The organism is Umezawaea sp. NPDC059074 (genome assembly GCF_042738955.1).
In the GTDB taxonomy this organism is placed as follows: domain Bacteria; phylum Actinomycetota; class Actinomycetes; order Mycobacteriales; family Pseudonocardiaceae; genus Umezawaea.
Window position 1 is genome coordinate 25,315 of record NZ_JBHYHC010000036.1, and the last position, 15,990, is coordinate 41,304.

A 15,990-nucleotide genomic window follows, 5' to 3' on the forward strand; every position below is an offset into this window, starting at 1 on the left:
GATGATCGCCGCCTGCCACAATCGGGGAAAACCCTGGACGAAGGAGCGCCGGTGCCCTCCACCTCGGAACCGCTGCGGAAGCTCGGCTTCCTCACCATCGGCCTGTTCGACGAGGCCGATCCGCGCAAGGGCCACGAGTCCACGCTCGAGATCATCGAGTTGGGCGAGCGGCTGGGGTTCGACAGCGCGTGGGTGCGGCACCGGCACCTCCAGTACGGGATCTCCTCGCCCGTCGCGGTGCTGGCGGCGGCGACGCAGCGGACCAGCCGGATCGAACTCGGCACGGCGGTCATCCCCGTGGGCTGGGAGAACCCGTTGCGGCTGGCCGAGGACCTGGCGACGGTGGACGTGCTGTCCGGCGGGCGGCTCAACCCCGGTGTCAGCATCGGGCCGCCGCTGCACTTCGACCGGGTCAAGGGCGCGCTGTACCCGGACACCGCCGACGTCGAGGACTTCGGCTACGAACGGGTCCGGCGGCTGCTGGGGTTCGTCCGCGGCGAGCCCGCGACCGACACGGCGGGCGTCGAGGGCTTCGAGGTGTTCTCCAACCGCGTGCAGCCGTTCTCGGAGGGGCTGGGACGGCGGATGTGGTACGGCGGCGCCAGCCTGCGGTCCGCGCAATGGGCGGGCGAGAACGGCATGAACTTCCTGTCCAGCAGCGTCGTCAAGGCCGAGGAGTCCGAGGACTTCGCCGCGATCCAGCTGTCCCACGTACGCACGTTCCGCGCCCACCACCCCGACGGCGACCGGGCCCGCGTCTCCCAGGGCCTCGTGGTGATCCCGACCGACAGCGCGTCCCCGGACCAGCGCGCGAAGTACCACGCGTACGCCGCCCAACGCCTCCCCCGCACCACCACCCCACAGGGCCCGGCCCGCCTCCTGTTCGCCCCGGACCTGGTGGGCACGTCGGAGGAGATCGCCGAACGCCTGTACGCGCACGTGGCGTTCCAGGAGATCGACGAGGTCGCCTTCGCCCTCCCGTTCACCTTCGACCACGACGACTACGTCCAGATCCTCACCGACATCGCCACGAAACTCGGCCCGGCACTCGGCTGGAAGCCCGCGAGCTAGATGGTCTGCTGCGATGCGGCACGGTGTGGAAGCCGTCAGGAGTCGGAAACACAGGAGGCAACCCCATGTCCTTGAGAGCGGCTTCTTCACCCGCCTCGCGGAGGGCCTGGCTGAGGCAGGCGTGGCGTCGCTGCGGTTCGACCTCCGCGGACACGGTGAGAGCGAGGGCCGTCAGGAGGACCTCCGCGCGGAGTGGATTGGTCGAACGGGGGAAATGCCCACCGTCCACAGCGGAGCGGCGACGGCCGGGAACTGCAAAGATCCCCTGACCGGACTCGTACGCATCACTCACGTGCGGTAGCCGCTTCCGCGCTGGTGCGGTTCGCGCGTGCAGGCCGTTCGAGGGTGAGGCGGGCCGCACCCACCACTCGAACAGTCGCCGGGGACGCCCGCGCGTCACACCGTGATGACGACCTTCGAGCGGGCGTGCTCGATCTCCACGTGGCGGATGGCGTCGGCCGCGTCCGCGAGGGGGTAGGTGCGCTCGATGACCGGGGTGACCTTGCCGGAGTCGAGGAGTTCGGCGAGCGCCGCCAGGTTCTCCGGGCTGTTCGCCGCGGTGAGGGCGAGGACGCGCTGGCTCACGAACGGCTTCAGGACCACGGACCTGAGCAGCAGCGCGATCGGCCCCAGCAACGACCCGCCCTCGGACACGCCGCCACCCGCGAGGACCAGCGTGCCCGCCGGGGTGAGCGCGCGGCGGTAGTCCGCGAGCGAGCGGTTGGCCACGAAGTCGAGGACGGCGTCGTAGCGGTGACCGGTGCGGGCGAAGTCGTCGGTCCGGTAGTCGACGACGTGGTCCGCGCCCAAGCCGCGGACGAGGTCGAGGTTGCGGGTGCCGCAGACGGCCGTGACCTCCGCGCCGTAGGCCTTGGCGATCTGCACGGCGAACGTGCCGACCCCGCCGGACGCGCCGTTGACCAGCACCTTCTGCCCCGGCCGGACCTGGCCGAGGTCGCGCACGGCGATGAGGGCGGTGTTGCCCGCCAGCGGCACGGCGGCGGCCTGCTCGAACGTCAGGTTCTTGGGCTTCGCGCCGACCGAGGTCTCCGCGACGGCCACGTACTCGGCGAACGTGCCGTCGACCTCGCCGTAGACCTCGTCACCGACGGTGAACCTGGTGACGCCGTCGCCGACGGCCTCGACGACACCCGCGTAGTCCCGGCCGCGAATGGCCTTCTTCGGCCTGCTCAACCCCATCGCCAGCCGGGCGAGGTAGGGGTCGCCGCGCATGAAGTGCCAGTCGTAGGCGTTGACCGCGGCGGCGCGCACCCGCACCAGGAGCTCACCGGGGCCCGCGACCGGCGTGGGGACGTCCTTGAACTCCAGGACGTCGGCGGAGCCGTACCTGTCCTGCACGATCGCCTTCATCGGGCACCTCCTCGGCTACCGCTGACGGTGGCAGGTAGGAGGGGGTCGGCACATCCGGAACGCCCCCTAGGTGAGGACTTCGGGGTTCCGCAGAAAAAATCTTGGAAAATTTCCTCCGCTGACTCTGCGTGACATAACCGCAGCTCAGAGGCCCAGATCGGGACCTTCGGCCAGCGTGTCGGGCTTGACAGGGCCTCAGGAGAACCCCTTCGGCCGATCGCCGAGCCGTTTTTTGTCGGTGCTCACCGGCACCATCTCGAACAGGTGTTCGTTTTGGTGTTGGCGAGCCGAGAGGAGCGTGCGATGCGGGTGAGGCTAGATCCCAGGCAGTGGCCCGGCCGTGTCATCCCCGAGACCGATTCCGAGATCGACACGGCTGTCGAAGCCGTGTGCTTGCGGGCGAGCTGGACCGACGCGGATCGTCGGCTGGCGCGCGCGGTGCTGGAGCCGTGGTTCCGCGACGGCTGGCCGGTCGACGCCGTGCTCACGGCCGTGGACCACCGGCCGGACGGGTCGTGGCAGGGCCGCCCCCGCGGCCGTGACCAGGAGGCGCACGAGTTCCTGCGGGCGCGGCTGCGCACGTGGTCCGGCGCGGGCGGGCAGCGGGCGAAGCCGCCGGTGCCGGGCGTGCCGCTGGGCCAGTGGTGGCGGGTGAACCGGCGCAACGCGCGGCTGACGGAGCGGCGCGCGCCCGTGCCGCTGGGGCCCGCGGGCGAGCAGGCCCGCGAGGAGACGATGGCGCGGGCGCGAGCCCACCTGGCCGATCCGGTGGAGCGGTCGCGCGCCAAGGCGCGGCGGTGGCGCGAGGCGCTGGACACGCTGCTCGTGCCGGGCAAGGCGACACCGACGTTCGAGGACTCGCGGCGGCTGCTGGTCGACCGGGTCGTGCCGCGCACGGTGTGCGCGCACTGCGGGTCGGGGCAGGTGGTGATCCGCCGGGCGGCGTGAGGTTGACGGATGCCGTGCCGTGGTACCCCCCTCCTCCCAGGACAGGAGGGTGCGGCCATGGCTCGGGCGATCTGGAGCGGTGCGATCAGCTTCGGGCTGGTCACGATCCCGGTGGCGCTCTACAGCGCCACCCACGACCACACCGTGCACTTCAACCAGTTCGAGCGGGGCACGTCCGACCGCATCCGCTACCAGCGGATCAACGAGCGGACCGGCGAGGAGGTCGACTACTCCGACGTCGTGAAGGGGCACGACGTCGGCGGCGGCGAGTACGTCGTGGTCGAGCAGGAGGAGCTGGACGACATCGCGCCGGGCCGGTCCCGCACGATCGACATCGACACGTTCGTCGACCTGGCCGAGATCGACCCCGTCCACTTCCAGAAGAGCTACTGGCTGGGCCCGGCCAAGGCCGAGTACGCGCGCCCGTACCGGCTGCTGGTGAAGGCGATGGCGAAGACCGGCAAGGCGGGCATCGCCACGTTCGTGATGCGCGGCAAGCAGTACCTGACCGCCCTCCACGCCGACGGCGACCTGCTGGCGCTGGAAACCCTGTTCTTCGCCGACGAGATCCGCGACCCCGCCGACGTGCTCGACGAGCTGCCGAGCGGCGACCGCGCCAAGCCCCGCGAGGTGGCCATGGCGACGGCACTGATCGAGTCGATGAGCGGCCCGTGGCGTCCGGAGGACTTCCACGACACGTACACGGCGAAGGTCGAGAAACTCGTCCGCCGCAAGCAGGCGGGCAAGAAGACCATCACCGCCGAGGAACCCCCGGACCCCACCGAGGTGGTCGACCTCATGGAAGCCCTGCGCCGCAGCGTGGAGGGCACCCGCAAGAAGCCCCGCTCGACGGACCTGTCCGACCTGTCCAAAGCGGACCTGACCAAACGCGCCCGCCAACTAGGCGTGAAGGGCCGCTCCAAGATGACCCGCGCGGCCCTGGAAAAGGCCATCCACAAGGCATCCTGACCCCTGGGGCTCGGCTTCCCCTGGTCCGACGAAGGCGCCTCCGCGGAAGGCCACGCCCCAACACTCCCGCCAAAGCCGACCGGAACCCCCAACCGGCCTTGGCACAGCCGAACAGGGCGTTCTCCCTGCTCGTTGAGTCCACTGAACCAGTCGCTCCCGGCCGGAAATCTCAGCAAGCCGGCTTGGTCAGACCTGTTCATGGTCGCCCTGCGCGCCCAGGCGAGGCCTTTATCGGAGTTCGGAACCCACCAAGCCCTACCCGGTCTCCCGACTAGCTGTCTCGGTTACCTTCGGGCCTCGCTGTCCCAAGCCTTTGTGAAGTCCTGAGGCGGCCCCCGCCCCCCGGTCGGACACGGCTCCCAGGGGTCCCCCGGTCGTGAAGGGCCCCCCGAAAAGAACGCTACCGGTGGGGTACGACAAAAACGGGGGTTCAAGGGTCGCGTGGGCGGTTTTGGTTTTCTGCCAACGGTTTGCGGGCGATCGACCGCCTTGTGGAAGGGGTGGACCACCAGAGGTAGAGGTCTGGGTCCACAGGTTTAGACCACAGGGGTTGGCGTGTGGCTTGACTCCGGCGCTGGGGCGTCGCAACATGAGAGCGCTCCCACGATCAGGCGTGTGTGGAGTCGTGGTGTCCAGCGGCGTCGGGGGTCGGTGGGCTTCGCGGTTCAGCGGTGTGGTGCCGTTCGTCTGAGACGCTCGTGCGGGTGTTCGCCGCCGCACCGGCGGACGTCCGTGCGAGTTCCGTGTGCGCCCCACCGAGGGGGTGGGGCGCACACGGGGTAACTCCCCCGTCAGATGAGTTTCGCGGGGACGTTGTACGCCTCCACCTGGAGGCGGGGGCGGTTGACCGTGCGGCGTGGGGTGACCGTGACGGTGCGGCTTTCGCCTGGTAGCAGCCAGAAGTAGTTGTCGCCGTACAACGTCGGCAGCACGCGGTCCGTGCCGTTGTTCTCCCGCAGCGACAGGCGGATCATCGGGGCGACGGTCTTGCCCGTGTTGCGGATGGTGGCGGTGTAGCCGTCCTTGCCCGCCGAGCGCACGGTGGTGCTGAGCTGGGTTTTGGCGAGCTGGTTGAGGCCGCGCATCGCGGTGTCGGTGCGGTAGCGCCAGTACGTGTTCTCCGAGATGACCGACCCCTTCGCGTCGGTCATCGTGAGGCGCAGCAGGTGCAGCGCGGGCAGGTCGTCACTGAACGGGACGGTGAAGGCCTTCGCGGTCGACGAGGCCGCCACGTCGAGCTTCTGCTGGGCGGGAGTGCCGATCTCCTTGCCGTCCATGCCGTGCAGCTTGGCGTTGACGGTCACGCCCGCCATCGCGGTCGGCGTGTGGTTGACCGCGATCACCTGCCACGTCGACAGGTCCGCCTGGACGTGGCGGGACTCGCATCCCTTGCGGGAGCCGTAGTAGCTGCCGTTGACGTCGAGGTCGTAGTCGTAGGTCTGCCACACGGTGCTGTGCCACGCGGGGTGCGACATCCAGAGCAGCACGCCGGTGGCGTCGTTCCACAGCTTGGCGTTCCACGCCTCGAAGATGGCCCGCATGCTCTCGTAGTTCACGAACTGCGCCTTGCGGCAGAACTCGGCCAGGCTGGTCGACGGGGCGAGGCGGGCGTCGATCGCGGCGAGGTAGCCCTGCGGCGACTGGTTGCCGTTGGTGGACCAGTCGTGCATGAACCACGCGGTGTCGATGGGCCAGCCGGGATTGCCCTCGCCCACGAGGTTGCGCATGCTCTCGACCACGGACACGGTCGGCAGGCCGATCTCGCTCCAGAACCCCGCTTTGCCGCCGGTGGCCTCGCCGGTGAAGTACTGGCGCGGGTCAAGCCAGCGGTACGGACCGTCGCCGGTGATGACGCCGCCAGCCGAGTTGCCCTGGTACAGCGTGTCGGTGTTCGTCGTGACGATCTCGCGCAGCGCCCGGTCGATGTCGGCGGGCGGGTTGCCCTCGTTGCAGCCGAACCAGACGGTGACGCACGCGTGCGAGCGGTAGCGCAGCACGGTGTCCTTCGCCTGCGCGAGGTAGACCTCGTGGTTGCCGGGGTCGGCGGACCAGCCGTCCCAGAACTCGTTCCACAGCAGGATTCCGTGCTTGTCGCACGCCGCGAACAGCTCCTCGCGGTAGGACGACCCGACCCAGTTGCGGATCATGGTGAAGTTCATGTCCCGGTGCATCGCGACGACGTTGTCCACCCGCGACTCGGGCATGCGGCGCAGCAGTTCGTCCCAGCCCCAGCTGCCGCCGCGGATGAACACCTTCACGCCGTTGACGATGATCGCCAGCGGCTTCGGCGAGTTGTCGACCGACACCACGTCGGTCCACTGCTGACCGTCCTGCGACACCTGGACCTTGAAGTCCTTGGCGTAGGCCGTTTCCCACAACAGGAAGAGCCGGTCGAACGCCACGGCGGAGCCGAGGTCGACCTGGATCCACTGGTTGTCCTCGTAGACGGAGGCCCACCGGGTCTTGGGGTCGCCGTCCACGACGTTGCCCGGCGCGCCCCAGTCGGCGTCCTGCGAGGACGCGGTCGCGGTCTTGCCCCTGGCCAGGTCAGTGCCGGGGGAAGCGCTGTCGACGACCGACAGGGAGAACAGCGAGATGCCCCAGCTGGTCGCGCGCTTGCCCGTCTGCACGCGCAGGAACTTGGCCGTCTGCCGGGGGAAGTTCACGGTCTGCGGGGCCGCGCCGTCCTCGTGGACGATCGGCAGGTCGAACTCGTACCCGAGCTGCCGGATGCCGATCTTGATCGTGCGGCGGTCGCTGACGGTCCTGCCGATCTCGGCGGTCAGCGTCAGGTCGTGCAGGGTGGCGTCGCCGTACCCGTTGGGCCACCACAGCTTCGGCTTCGACAACCGAAGCTGGGCGAACTCCGAGGGCGCGAACACGACGTCCGTCTGCTGGCCCGCGGCGACGGTGATGGTCTTCGAAACGGTCACGCCGCTGAACGCCGCGGTGACCTTCACGTTCTGGGAGGTGGTGGCGGCGTTGCGGACGGGGACCGTGATGGTGACCTCGGCGCTGGAGGTGTCGGGCAGCTTCGGCAGCTTCGAGTCGATCCGGGCGTCGCCGAGCACCGCGTCGCCGGTGGAGCGCAGCCGCACGTGGTTCCAGATGCCGGAGGCGCGGTCGCGCACGGCGGGCATCCAGTCCCAGCCGGAGACGGCGAGGTAGGTCGGCGAGTTCTTGAACATGGTGCTGTTCGCGCTCACCCACGACTGGCCCGCCGGGCCCTTGTCGCCGGGGCTGCCAGGGAACGGCATGGGGCTGATCCCGACCGCGAGCGCCTGGTCGCCGGACTTGCGCAGCACGGCGGTCACGTCGAGCGACGTGCGGCCGAACGGGTGGGTGAGCGTGCCGACGTTCGTGCCGTTGAGCCAGATGTCGGCCTTGTGGTTCACGCCGTCGAACTCCAGCCACACCCGCTTGCCCGCGCCGGTGTCGAGCTTGCGCGGCACGGCGAACGAGCGCCGGTACCACCACGAGTGCCGCGACAGCGCCTCCGGGACGTGCAGGTTGTTCAGGCCCTTGACCGGGTCCGGCAGCTGGCCCTGCTCGACCAGCGACGCCAGGACCGTGCCGGGCACGGTCGCGGGCAGCCACGAGCGGGTGTCCACGGTCGGGCCGGACAGCACCGCGCCGTCGGTGCTCGGGGCCCAGTCGTCCATCGTGAGGACCCAGCCGGACTCCAGCGGCACGGTCCCGTCGGCCGCGACCTCCAGCGCGGGCGGGGTGTCCCGCTGCCGGACCGGCCACGTGGTCCAGCCGCGCGCGGCCGGACGGCTGTCCTTGCTGGTGCCGTACACCTGGAAACCGTTGAGGCCCACCGGGTTGGTCGTGGAACGGCGGGACGCCGAGAACCGCACCCAGCGGGCGGTGACGGCGGGGTCCAGCGGGATCGTGAGCACGCCGCCCGCGCCGGAGTCGGTGCCGTAGACCGTGCGCCACGACTTGCCGTCGGTGGAGACGTCGAGCTGGAGCACCACGGCGTAGCTGGACTGGATCTCCGCGCCGGTGGTGTTGTCACGGGCTCCGTTGGCGTCGAACGCCTGGTCACCGGGCTGGGCCTCGAAGGTCAGCACCACCGAGCTGACCTGGCAGCGGCCCTGGAGGTCGACGATCATCCACTGCGAGTCGCCCTGCGCGGCCCGCCACCCCGAGCCCTTCACGCCGACCTGCGCCAGGCCGTCGACGGCGAACTCCGCGGGCGTGGCCGCGTAGTCGGTGGACGACACCTGGACCGGCCGGAACAGGGCCAGGTCCGTCGTGCCCTTCGCGCCCTGGGCTGTCACGGGGGCCGCCGACGCGGTGCCGGGCAGCACCGCCGCGAGCCCGAACCCGGCCAGCAGACCCGTGCCCGCGGTCAACACGAAACGCCGGGACACGCCGTTGAGGTCCTGCGCCATGGAAGCTCCGATCTCGACAAGACAGGCGTCGGCCGATCCGGGGTCTCCCCTGCGAGTCGACGACGACTGACAACGTTGCCATGGAGCTTCGGCCGTGGGTAAACGAACGTCAAGGAGTCGAGGAAGACAAAAATTCGGACAATAAATAGTTTCCAACTCAGCCCCCCAGCCCGCCTCCGGCCCAGGTTCGGACCTGAAACGGTCCAGCGGACCCCTGATTCGCCAGAAGGCGAACCGGACGTGTGCAGTGGGCAACCGGGCGTCCGGCACGCTCACCAACCCTCACGCTGACAAGGTTGTCATCGCTCGTCGAGGCCAGTCGATACCGTGGTCGGATACGGACCTGAAGACGACCTGGGGGGAACCATGCCGTGGGAGGCGAGCGCTATCGGCCGTGAGGTGCGCCGTGGCGAGATGAGCGCGGTCGAGGTCGTCGAGGCGCACCTGGCGCGGATCGCCGAGGTGAACCCGGTGGTCAACGCGCTGGGCGAGGTGTTCGCCGAGGACGCCCTGGCGCGGGCGCGGGAGGTCGACCGGCTCGGAGGCGAAGCAGGACCGCTGGCGGGTGTCCCGTTCTCGGTGAAGGACAACCTCGACGTGGCCGGGAAGGCCACGACGCACGGGTTGCGCCGGTTCCGGGAGAACGTCCGTCCGGTGGACGCTCCCCCGGTCGCGCGGCTGCGGGCGGCGGGCGCGATCCCGATCGGGCACGCGAACCTGCCGACGCTGACCGTGCGCGGGATGCACACGGCCAGCGAGCTGCACGGCCACACGGTGAACCCCTGGGACCACGCCAAGACGCCCGGCGGCTCCAGCGGCGGCGACGCGGTCGCGGTGGCCACCGGCATGGCCGTCCTGGGGCTGGGCAACGATTCCGGCGGCTCGCTGCGCCTCCCGGCGGCGTTCACCGGGGTGTGCGGGCTCAAGCCGTCGACCGGGCGGTACGCGGCCGACCACCGGCTCGGCGCGGACGACCCCTCGTTCGCCGCGCAGGTGATCCCGGTCGACGGGCCGCTGGCGCGCACGGTCGCCGAACTCCGGGTGGCGCACGAGGTGCTGGCGGGCGCGGACGTCCACGACCCGCGCGCGGTGCCGGTGCCGCTCACCGGCCCGCCCGTGCCCCGCCGGGTGGGTCTGGTGGTCGATCCCAGCGGCCGCGGTGTCGACCCCGCGGTGCGGTCGGCGCTGGAGGCGGCGGCGGCCACGTTGTCCGACCGCGGTTACGACGTCGAGGAGGTCGTGCCGCCGCGGATGGCCGACGCGCTGGACGCGTACTCCGGCTTGATCCTCACCGAGTTCGCGCGCACCTGGCCCGCGGTCCGCGACCTGCTCGGCCCGGAGGCGAGCCGCTACCTGGAGCTGTCGATGCGCAGGCGGGAGCCGACGGACCTGGCCGGGTACCTGGCGCTGACCGGCGTGCTGCTGGGGATCCGGCGGGCGTGGGGCGAGTTCCTGGACGACCGGCCGCTGCTGCTCGGGCCGGTCAGCACCGTGCCGTCGTTCGAGCCGGACCAGGAGTCGCGCGACGCCGAGGAGTTCGACCGCTACACGCACGCGATCTCGCTGTGCTCGGTGAGCAGCCTGGTCGGCGTGCCCGCGGTCGCGGTGCCGACGGGACTGGCCGACGGGTTCCCGGTGGGCGTGCAGCTGATCGGGCGGATGTACCGCGAGGACACGTGCCTGGACGCGGCGGAACTGCTGGAGCGCGCGCTCGTGCCGTGACCCGAGCGCCGGCCGGAAGGTGGAGCCTTCCGGCCGGCGTGCCCATGCCGGGTGGGGGGACCACCCGGCAGTGGCCGCTACCGGGGCAGGTACGCCCGGTTGGCCTTGGAGAACTCGAAGCCGTTGAACCTGTCCCAGTTGACCGACCACGTCATGAGGCCGCGCAGGTTCGGGTACACGCCCTTCGGCTTGTAGGAGCCGCAGTTGGTGCCCTTCATCAGGCAGTCCAGCGCGGTGTGGGTGTCGGCGACGGAGGTGAACCCGTTGCCGGCGTTGATGCTCGCGGGCAGGCCGATGGCGACCTGGTCCTGCCGCAGGCCGGGGAAGAACTTGCTCGCGTCGCCGCGCACCGGGAATCCCGCGAGGACCATGTCGGTCATGGCGACGTGGAAGTCCGCGCCACCCATGAAGTGGTACTGGTTGTCCAGGCCCGTGACGGGGCCGGAGTTGTAGTCCTGGACGTGCAGCAGGGTCAGCGAGTCGCGCAGGGCGTGGATGACCGGCAGGTACGCGCCGGTGCGGCTGTCCGCCCCGCCTTGGCCGCCGTAGAACTGGTAGCCCACCTGCACGAAGAACGTCTCGGGCGCCATCGTGAGCACGAACTTGGTGCCGTAGCGGGACTTCAGCGACTTCAGCGCGGAGATCAGGTTCACGATCACCGGCGTGGTCGGGCTGCGGAAGTCGGTGTCACCGGAGTCCAGCGACAGCGAGTGGCCCTCGAAGTCGATGTCGATGCCGTCCAGGCCGTACTTGTCGATGATCGCGGACGCGGAGCTGACGAACGCGTCGCGCGCGGCCGTGGTGGCGAGCTGGACCTGGCCGTTGGCGCCGCCGACGGAGATCAGGACCTTCTTGCCCGCGGCCTGCTTCGCGCGGATGCCCGCGATGAACTCGGCCTCGGACTCGACGTTCGGGCACTCGGCCACCGGGCACTGGCTGAACCTCAGCTGGCCGGAGGTCGCCGACGTCGGCTCGGCGAAGGACAGGTTGATGATGTCCCAGTCGTCGGAGACGTCCTTCATCCGGATGTAGCCGGACCCGTTGGCGAAGCTGGCGTGCAGGTAGCCGACGAGCACCCGCTTGGGCAGGCCGGTCACCGGCGGCTGCGACGTGGTCGTGGTGGTCGTCGTCGTGGTCGTTGTCGTCGTGGTGGTCGTGGAGCTGGTGGTGGTCGGCGGGGTCGTGCCGCCGGTGCAGGCCGCGCCGTTGATCTTGCAGTTGGCGGGGCTCGCGGTGCCCGAGGCGTTGAAGCCGAACGTGACCGTGGCGCCGGGCGCGACGGTGCCGTTGTAGTCGCGGTTGGTGAACGTGTAGTGACCGGAGGCGTTGGTCTGCAACGAGTCCCAGTACGCGCCGACGGTCGTGCCGGAGGGCAGGTCGAACTCGACCTTCCAGCTCGTCACCGCCGTGCTGGTGTCGTTCTTGACGGCGAACTGGGCGGTGTACCCGGTCTCCCAGCTCGACGTCTTGGTGAAGGTGGCCGTGACACCCGCGGCGTAGGCGGGCGCGAGGCTCACCAGCACCGCGCCGAGCGTCAACGTCACCACCGCCGCCACCTTGGCGGCCAGCACTCGTGACATTCGTCCTCCTAGTGGTGGCGGCCTCCAGGTGGTCCTGCCAGAATTGGACTAGACCATCCACCAACTGTCAAGGTTCGGGGTCGAAACGCCTCCCGGCGAACATCCGATGTATAGGGTGCGGAGGTGCAGATCCCGTGGCGTGCCGCACCCCGAGCCGCGCTGTCGAACCCGCTGACCCTGCTGGTCAGCGTGGTGACGGCGCTGCTGCTGAGCTTCGTGGTGGCCGCCGCCGTGCTGCACTCGTCCGCCTCCGGCAGCGCCGCCGTCGCCTACCAGGAGGACCGGCTCTGCGACCAGCTGCTGCATCCGGGCCTGGACGCGAAGGGCGGCGTGCGCCCGGAACTGGCCACGCCCGCGATCACCGCGATCAAGGCCGAGGCGGGGTCGCGGCCCGTGCTCGCCGCCAGCTACACCGCCATCGTGCGCGCGGACTTCGGCGGCAAGCCGACGTTCGCCAAGTTCGGCTACCGCGAGGGGGCGTTCGACCACGTCCAGGTGCTCGAGGGCGGCTCGCGCGACGGCCTGTGGGTCCCGCGCAGCGTCGCCGACACCACGGACCTGCGGCTGGGCGAGCGCGGGATGGGCGGGCGGCTGCCCCCGGTGACCGCGATCTACGCCGACGTCAGCGACCCGATCGACCAGTGGTGGTGCACCGAGCGCCAGCAGGTCATCCCGAACAAGATCGTCCGCAAGGACGTCACCAGCGCCGTGGTGTGGCTGCCCAGCCAGGCCGCGTTCGACGCCCTGCCGCCGGAGGTCACCGGGCAGGGGCTGGCGATGTCGGTCCGCTTCCCGGTCGACCGGCCGCGCACCGCGAGCGAGGCCGAGGCCCTGCTGGCGGACGGCAACGCGCTGCTGGACCGGATCGACGCCAAGACGCCCGCCATCACCTGGCGGCACAACGTGGTGTTGCCGCTGCCGGTGGAGAACGCGCGCGACACCGCGGGCAACGTGCGCGCGGCGATCCTGCCGCTGACCCTCATCAGCCTGCTGATCGGCCTCGCGGGCGTCGGCACCGTCACCACCGGCTGGGCGCAGCGCCGCCAGACCGAGCTGCGGATGCTGTGGTGCCGCGGGTCCGGGCCGTGGGCGCTCGGCGGGCGGGCGGTGCTGGAACTGGGGCTGCCGCTGCTGCTGGGCGGTCTCGCGGGGCTCGGCACGGCCCGGCTGCTGCTGCCCGTCTACGCGCCGTCGACCGCGCTCGAACCCGGCGCGCTGCCCCTCGCGGCGCTCGCCGTCGCCTGCGTGGTCGCCGCGAGCCTCGCCGTCACGGTCGTCGTGGCCGCGCTCCGCGTCCACCGGATGTTCCAGGCGCCGGTCGTGAACGGCAAGGCGCGCAAGGTGTTCGCCGCGATCCCGTGGGAACTCGCGACCGCCGCGCTGGCGTTCCTCGCCTGGCAGCGGCTGCGCGAGGGCGGCCTGTCCTCGCCGCTGAAGATCGGCGGCCTGCCCCGGATCGACGCCGCCGCGCTCGCGTTCCCGCTGCTGGTCGTGCTGACCACGGCGCTGCTCGCGGCCAGGGTGCTGCGGGTGCTGCTGCGGCTGTCGCACCGCACGTCGCTGTGGCACCGGCCCGCCGCGCAGATCGCGATCCGCAGGCTCGCCGCGAGCGCCGGACCGGTGACCGGCGTGCTGCTCGTCGGGGTGCTGGCGATCGGCACGATGGCCGTCGGCTCCAGCATCTCCAGCGCCCAGAAGACGTCGCTGGACGAGAAGTCCGGCCTGTACACGGGGGCGAACAGCGTCGTGCAGATCGGCACGGACCTGGTCACCGGCAAGCGCGAGCTGCCCGCCGAGCTGCGCGGCTCGACCACGGTCGTCGGCGTGAGCACGCAGTACGAGCGCACCGCCGTGATCGTCGACCCTGCGACGTTCACCGACGGCGCGTTCCTCGGCACGGCGGACCCTGACGAGCTGCGGGCCCTGATCGCCGCGCCGGTGCGGGTCGGCACGGCCCCGCGCCGCGAGGTCCAGCTCCCCGGCCTGCCGCCGCTGAACCCGGAACCGCACCTGGACTCGTTCCCGAAGGTCGGCGACGCCGGGTACGTGGTGCCGCGCGCCGAGGTCACGACCGTCGACGGCGTCGGCTCCTGGTACCTGTGGTCCACGAAGTCCGCGGCCGACCTGACCGCGCCGCTGCGCGCGGCGGGCATCGACTACACCGGCGTGCAGGAACGCGCGAAGGCGATCTCCGGGCTGCCGTTCCTGACGATCCAGTGGACGTTCGCGTTCGTCACGGCGATCGGCGGGGTGCTGGCGATCGTCGCTGCCATCGCGCTGCTGCTCGCGATCGAGGTCCGCAGGCGGCAGAACGCCGTCGCGGGCGCGCTGAGCACCCGGATGGGCATGAGTCCGGCGACGCTGCTGTCGAGCCACCTGATGGAACTCGGGGCCGTGGCGGCGTTCGCGGTCGTGGTCGGCAGCGCGGCGAGCGCGCTGAGCACGGGGGTCGCCGTGCCGCGGCTGGACCCCGCGCCCCGGCTCACGCCGTCGCCGGAACTGCCGAACGTGGTGCCCCTGCTGGTGACCACGGCGGTCGGCAGCGCGCTGGTCGTGCTGGCGGCGGCGTGGATCGCGCTGCGGTCCGCGCGGGCCGCCCGGATCGGGGAGCTGATCCGTGGCTGAGCACGTGCTGCGACTGGTCGAGGTGGGCGTGGAGTACCGCACGCCCGGCGGGACGGTGACGGCCGTGTCCGACGTGAGCCTGGACGTGCCGTCGACCGGCATCACCGTGCTGGCCGGGCCGTCGGGGTCGGGCAAGTCGACGTTGCTGCGGGTGCTGAGCCTGGTGGAGCGCCCGACGCTCGGCAACGTCGAACTGCGCGGCGTCGGTACGGCCCGGCTGCCGAACAAGGCGCGGCGGGCGTTGCGGCGCACGGACGTGGCGCTGGTGTTCCAGAACCCCGGCGACAACCTGATCGGCCACCTGTCCGTCGGCGACAACCTGCGGGCCGCCGCCCAGGCCGCGGGCAAACCCGAACAGGTGGACGAGGTGCTCGACCAGCTGGGCCTGCCCGGCACCGCGGACTGGAAGGTGACCGCGCTGTCCGGCGGCCAGCAGCAGCGACTGGCGTTCGGGTGCGCGCTCGCGCGCGGCGCGACCGTGGTGCTGGCCGACGAGCCGACCTCGCAGCTCGACACGGCGTCGGCGGACCTCGTCCTGGAGACGCTGGTGGACCTGTCCCGCCGCGGCATCCCGGTCGTGGTCGCGTCGCACGACCCGAGGCTGATCGCGTTGGCGGACACCTGCTTCACGCTGCGGGACGGGGTGCTCGCATGAGCTTGCGCGCGACGGACGTGCACCGGTCGTTCGACCACCCGAGCGGCGCGGTGCACGTGCTGCGGGGCGTCGACCTGGCCGTGGAGCCGGGCGAGCTGGTCACGCTGTCCGGGCCGTCCGGGTCGGGCAAGAGCGCCCTCATCACGCTGCTGTGCGGGTTCGACCAGCCGGACAAGGGCGTGATCGAGGTGTGCGGGCGGTCGCTCACCTCCCCGCCGAGCTGGCGGCTGTGCGCGGTGCTGCCGCAGGCGCTCGGCCTCGCGGGCGAGCTGACGCTGGCGGAGAACATCGCGCTGCCGCTGCGCCTTGACCCGGACCGCCGCGGCGAACCGGTCGGCGACGCCGTGGACGAGCTGATGGCCGAACTGGGCGTCGACGGGCTGGGCGACCGGTACCCGGCCGAGGTGTCGTTCGGCCAGCAGCAGCGCGCCGCGCTGGCGCGGGCCGTCATCGCCGGGCCGACCGTGCTGCTCGCCGACGAGCCGACCGCGCACCTGGACCACCGCAGCGCGCCCGCGGCCGTGCGGCTGCTGCGCCGGGCGGCGGACGCCGGGGCGGCCGTGCTGATCGCCACCCACCACGACCTGGTGCACCGGGCGGCGGACCGGACTCTGGTCCTCGACGAGGGCCGGATTTCCGTACAGTAGTG

General features: G+C 71.3%; 10 protein-coding genes and 1 pseudogene. 7 read left to right on the top strand and 4 right to left on the bottom strand.

Features of this window, described 5'->3' with window-relative positions:
* The first annotated feature begins 51 nt into the window (after positions 1-51).
* Entirely contained in the window at positions 52-1,071 is a 1,020-nt protein-coding gene (locus ACFWW9_RS18465; RefSeq protein WP_390378738.1) for an LLM class flavin-dependent oxidoreductase, read from the top strand.
* 396 nt (positions 1,072-1,467) lie between these two features.
* Here ACFWW9_RS18465 and ACFWW9_RS18470 read toward each other — a convergent pair whose 3' ends face one another.
* Positions 1,468-2,442 carry an NAD(P)-dependent alcohol dehydrogenase gene (locus ACFWW9_RS18470; protein ID WP_390378741.1) on the bottom strand — a complete coding sequence of 325 codons (975 nt, stop codon included), beginning with the start codon at positions 2,440-2,442 and terminating at the stop codon, positions 1,468-1,470.
* Positions 2,443-2,745: 303 nt separating this feature from the next.
* Between ACFWW9_RS18470 and ACFWW9_RS18475 the strand changes: the two genes are divergently transcribed.
* Together ACFWW9_RS18475 and ACFWW9_RS18480 are read left to right on the top strand one after the other, a co-directional pair.
* Positions 2,746-3,390, top strand: coding sequence for a hypothetical protein (locus ACFWW9_RS18475; RefSeq protein WP_390378744.1), 645 nt, complete (start codon positions 2,746-2,748; stop codon positions 3,388-3,390).
* Positions 3,391-3,447: 57 nt separating this feature from the next.
* A complete protein-coding gene (locus ACFWW9_RS18480) occupies positions 3,448-4,359 on the top strand; it encodes a Ku protein (RefSeq protein WP_390378747.1) in 912 nt (303 codons plus the stop codon).
* 791 nt (positions 4,360-5,150) lie between these two features.
* On the opposite strand, the gene ACFWW9_RS18485 is transcribed toward ACFWW9_RS18480, so the two are convergent.
* Positions 5,151-6,905 carry a discoidin domain-containing protein gene (locus ACFWW9_RS18485; protein ID WP_390378844.1) on the bottom strand — a complete coding sequence of 585 codons (1,755 nt, stop codon included), beginning with the start codon at positions 6,903-6,905 and terminating at the stop codon, positions 5,151-5,153.
* Positions 6,906-7,097: 192 nt separating this feature from the next.
* A pseudogene (locus ACFWW9_RS18490) lies at positions 7,098-8,759 on the bottom strand (discoidin domain-containing protein); the annotation flags it as partial.
* 414 nt (positions 8,760-9,173) lie between these two features.
* Here ACFWW9_RS18490 and ACFWW9_RS18495 point away from each other — a divergent pair.
* Positions 9,174-10,481, top strand: coding sequence for an amidase family protein (locus ACFWW9_RS18495; protein ID WP_390378751.1), 1,308 nt, complete (start codon positions 9,174-9,176; stop codon positions 10,479-10,481).
* 77 nt (positions 10,482-10,558) lie between these two features.
* Here ACFWW9_RS18495 and ACFWW9_RS18500 read toward each other — a convergent pair whose 3' ends face one another.
* On the bottom strand, positions 10,559-12,061 hold the full coding sequence (locus ACFWW9_RS18500) for a chitinase (protein WP_390378753.1): 1,503 nt from the start codon (positions 12,059-12,061) through the stop codon (positions 10,559-10,561).
* Positions 12,062-12,184: 123 nt separating this feature from the next.
* Here ACFWW9_RS18500 and ACFWW9_RS18505 point away from each other — a divergent pair, with 123 nt between their 5' ends.
* Genes ACFWW9_RS18505 through ACFWW9_RS18515 form a run of 3 tightly spaced genes read left to right on the top strand, consistent with a single transcriptional unit; the run spans position 12,185 to position 15,988 of the window.
* Positions 12,185-14,686 (top strand): ABC transporter permease, encoded by a 2,502-nt coding sequence (locus ACFWW9_RS18505; protein ID WP_390378756.1) that lies wholly within the window; start codon positions 12,185-12,187, stop codon positions 14,684-14,686.
* Complete coding sequence (locus tag ACFWW9_RS18510) at positions 14,679-15,341, top strand: ABC transporter ATP-binding protein (RefSeq protein ID WP_390378760.1); 663 nt, start codon at positions 14,679-14,681, stop codon at positions 15,339-15,341. Before ACFWW9_RS18505 ends, ACFWW9_RS18510 begins: the two co-directional genes overlap by 8 nt.
* A complete protein-coding gene (locus ACFWW9_RS18515) occupies positions 15,338-15,988 on the top strand; it encodes an ABC transporter ATP-binding protein (RefSeq protein ID WP_390378763.1) in 651 nt (216 codons plus the stop codon). The genes ACFWW9_RS18510 and ACFWW9_RS18515 overlap by 4 nt, the downstream gene beginning before the upstream one ends.
* Positions 15,989-15,990 lie beyond the last annotated feature (2 nt).

Bases quoted from the DNA above. Each gene is read 5' to 3' on its own strand.
- ACFWW9_RS18470 (WP_390378741.1), bottom strand. From the start codon at position 2,442: ATGAAGGCGATCGTGCAGGACAGGTACGGCTCCGCCGACGTCCTGGAG.
- ACFWW9_RS18475 (WP_390378744.1), top strand. From the start codon at position 2,746: ATGCGGGTGAGGCTAGATCCCAGGCAGTGGCCCGGCCGTGTCATCCCC.
- ACFWW9_RS18480 (WP_390378747.1), top strand. From the start codon at position 3,448: ATGGCTCGGGCGATCTGGAGCGGTGCGATCAGCTTCGGGCTGGTCACG.
- ACFWW9_RS18495 (WP_390378751.1), top strand. From the start codon at position 9,174: ATGAGCGCGGTCGAGGTCGTCGAGGCGCACCTGGCGCGGATCGCCGAG.
- ACFWW9_RS18500 (WP_390378753.1), bottom strand. From the start codon at position 12,061: ATGTCACGAGTGCTGGCCGCCAAGGTGGCGGCGGTGGTGACGTTGACG.
- ACFWW9_RS18515 (WP_390378763.1), top strand. From the start codon at position 15,338: ATGAGCTTGCGCGCGACGGACGTGCACCGGTCGTTCGACCACCCGAGC.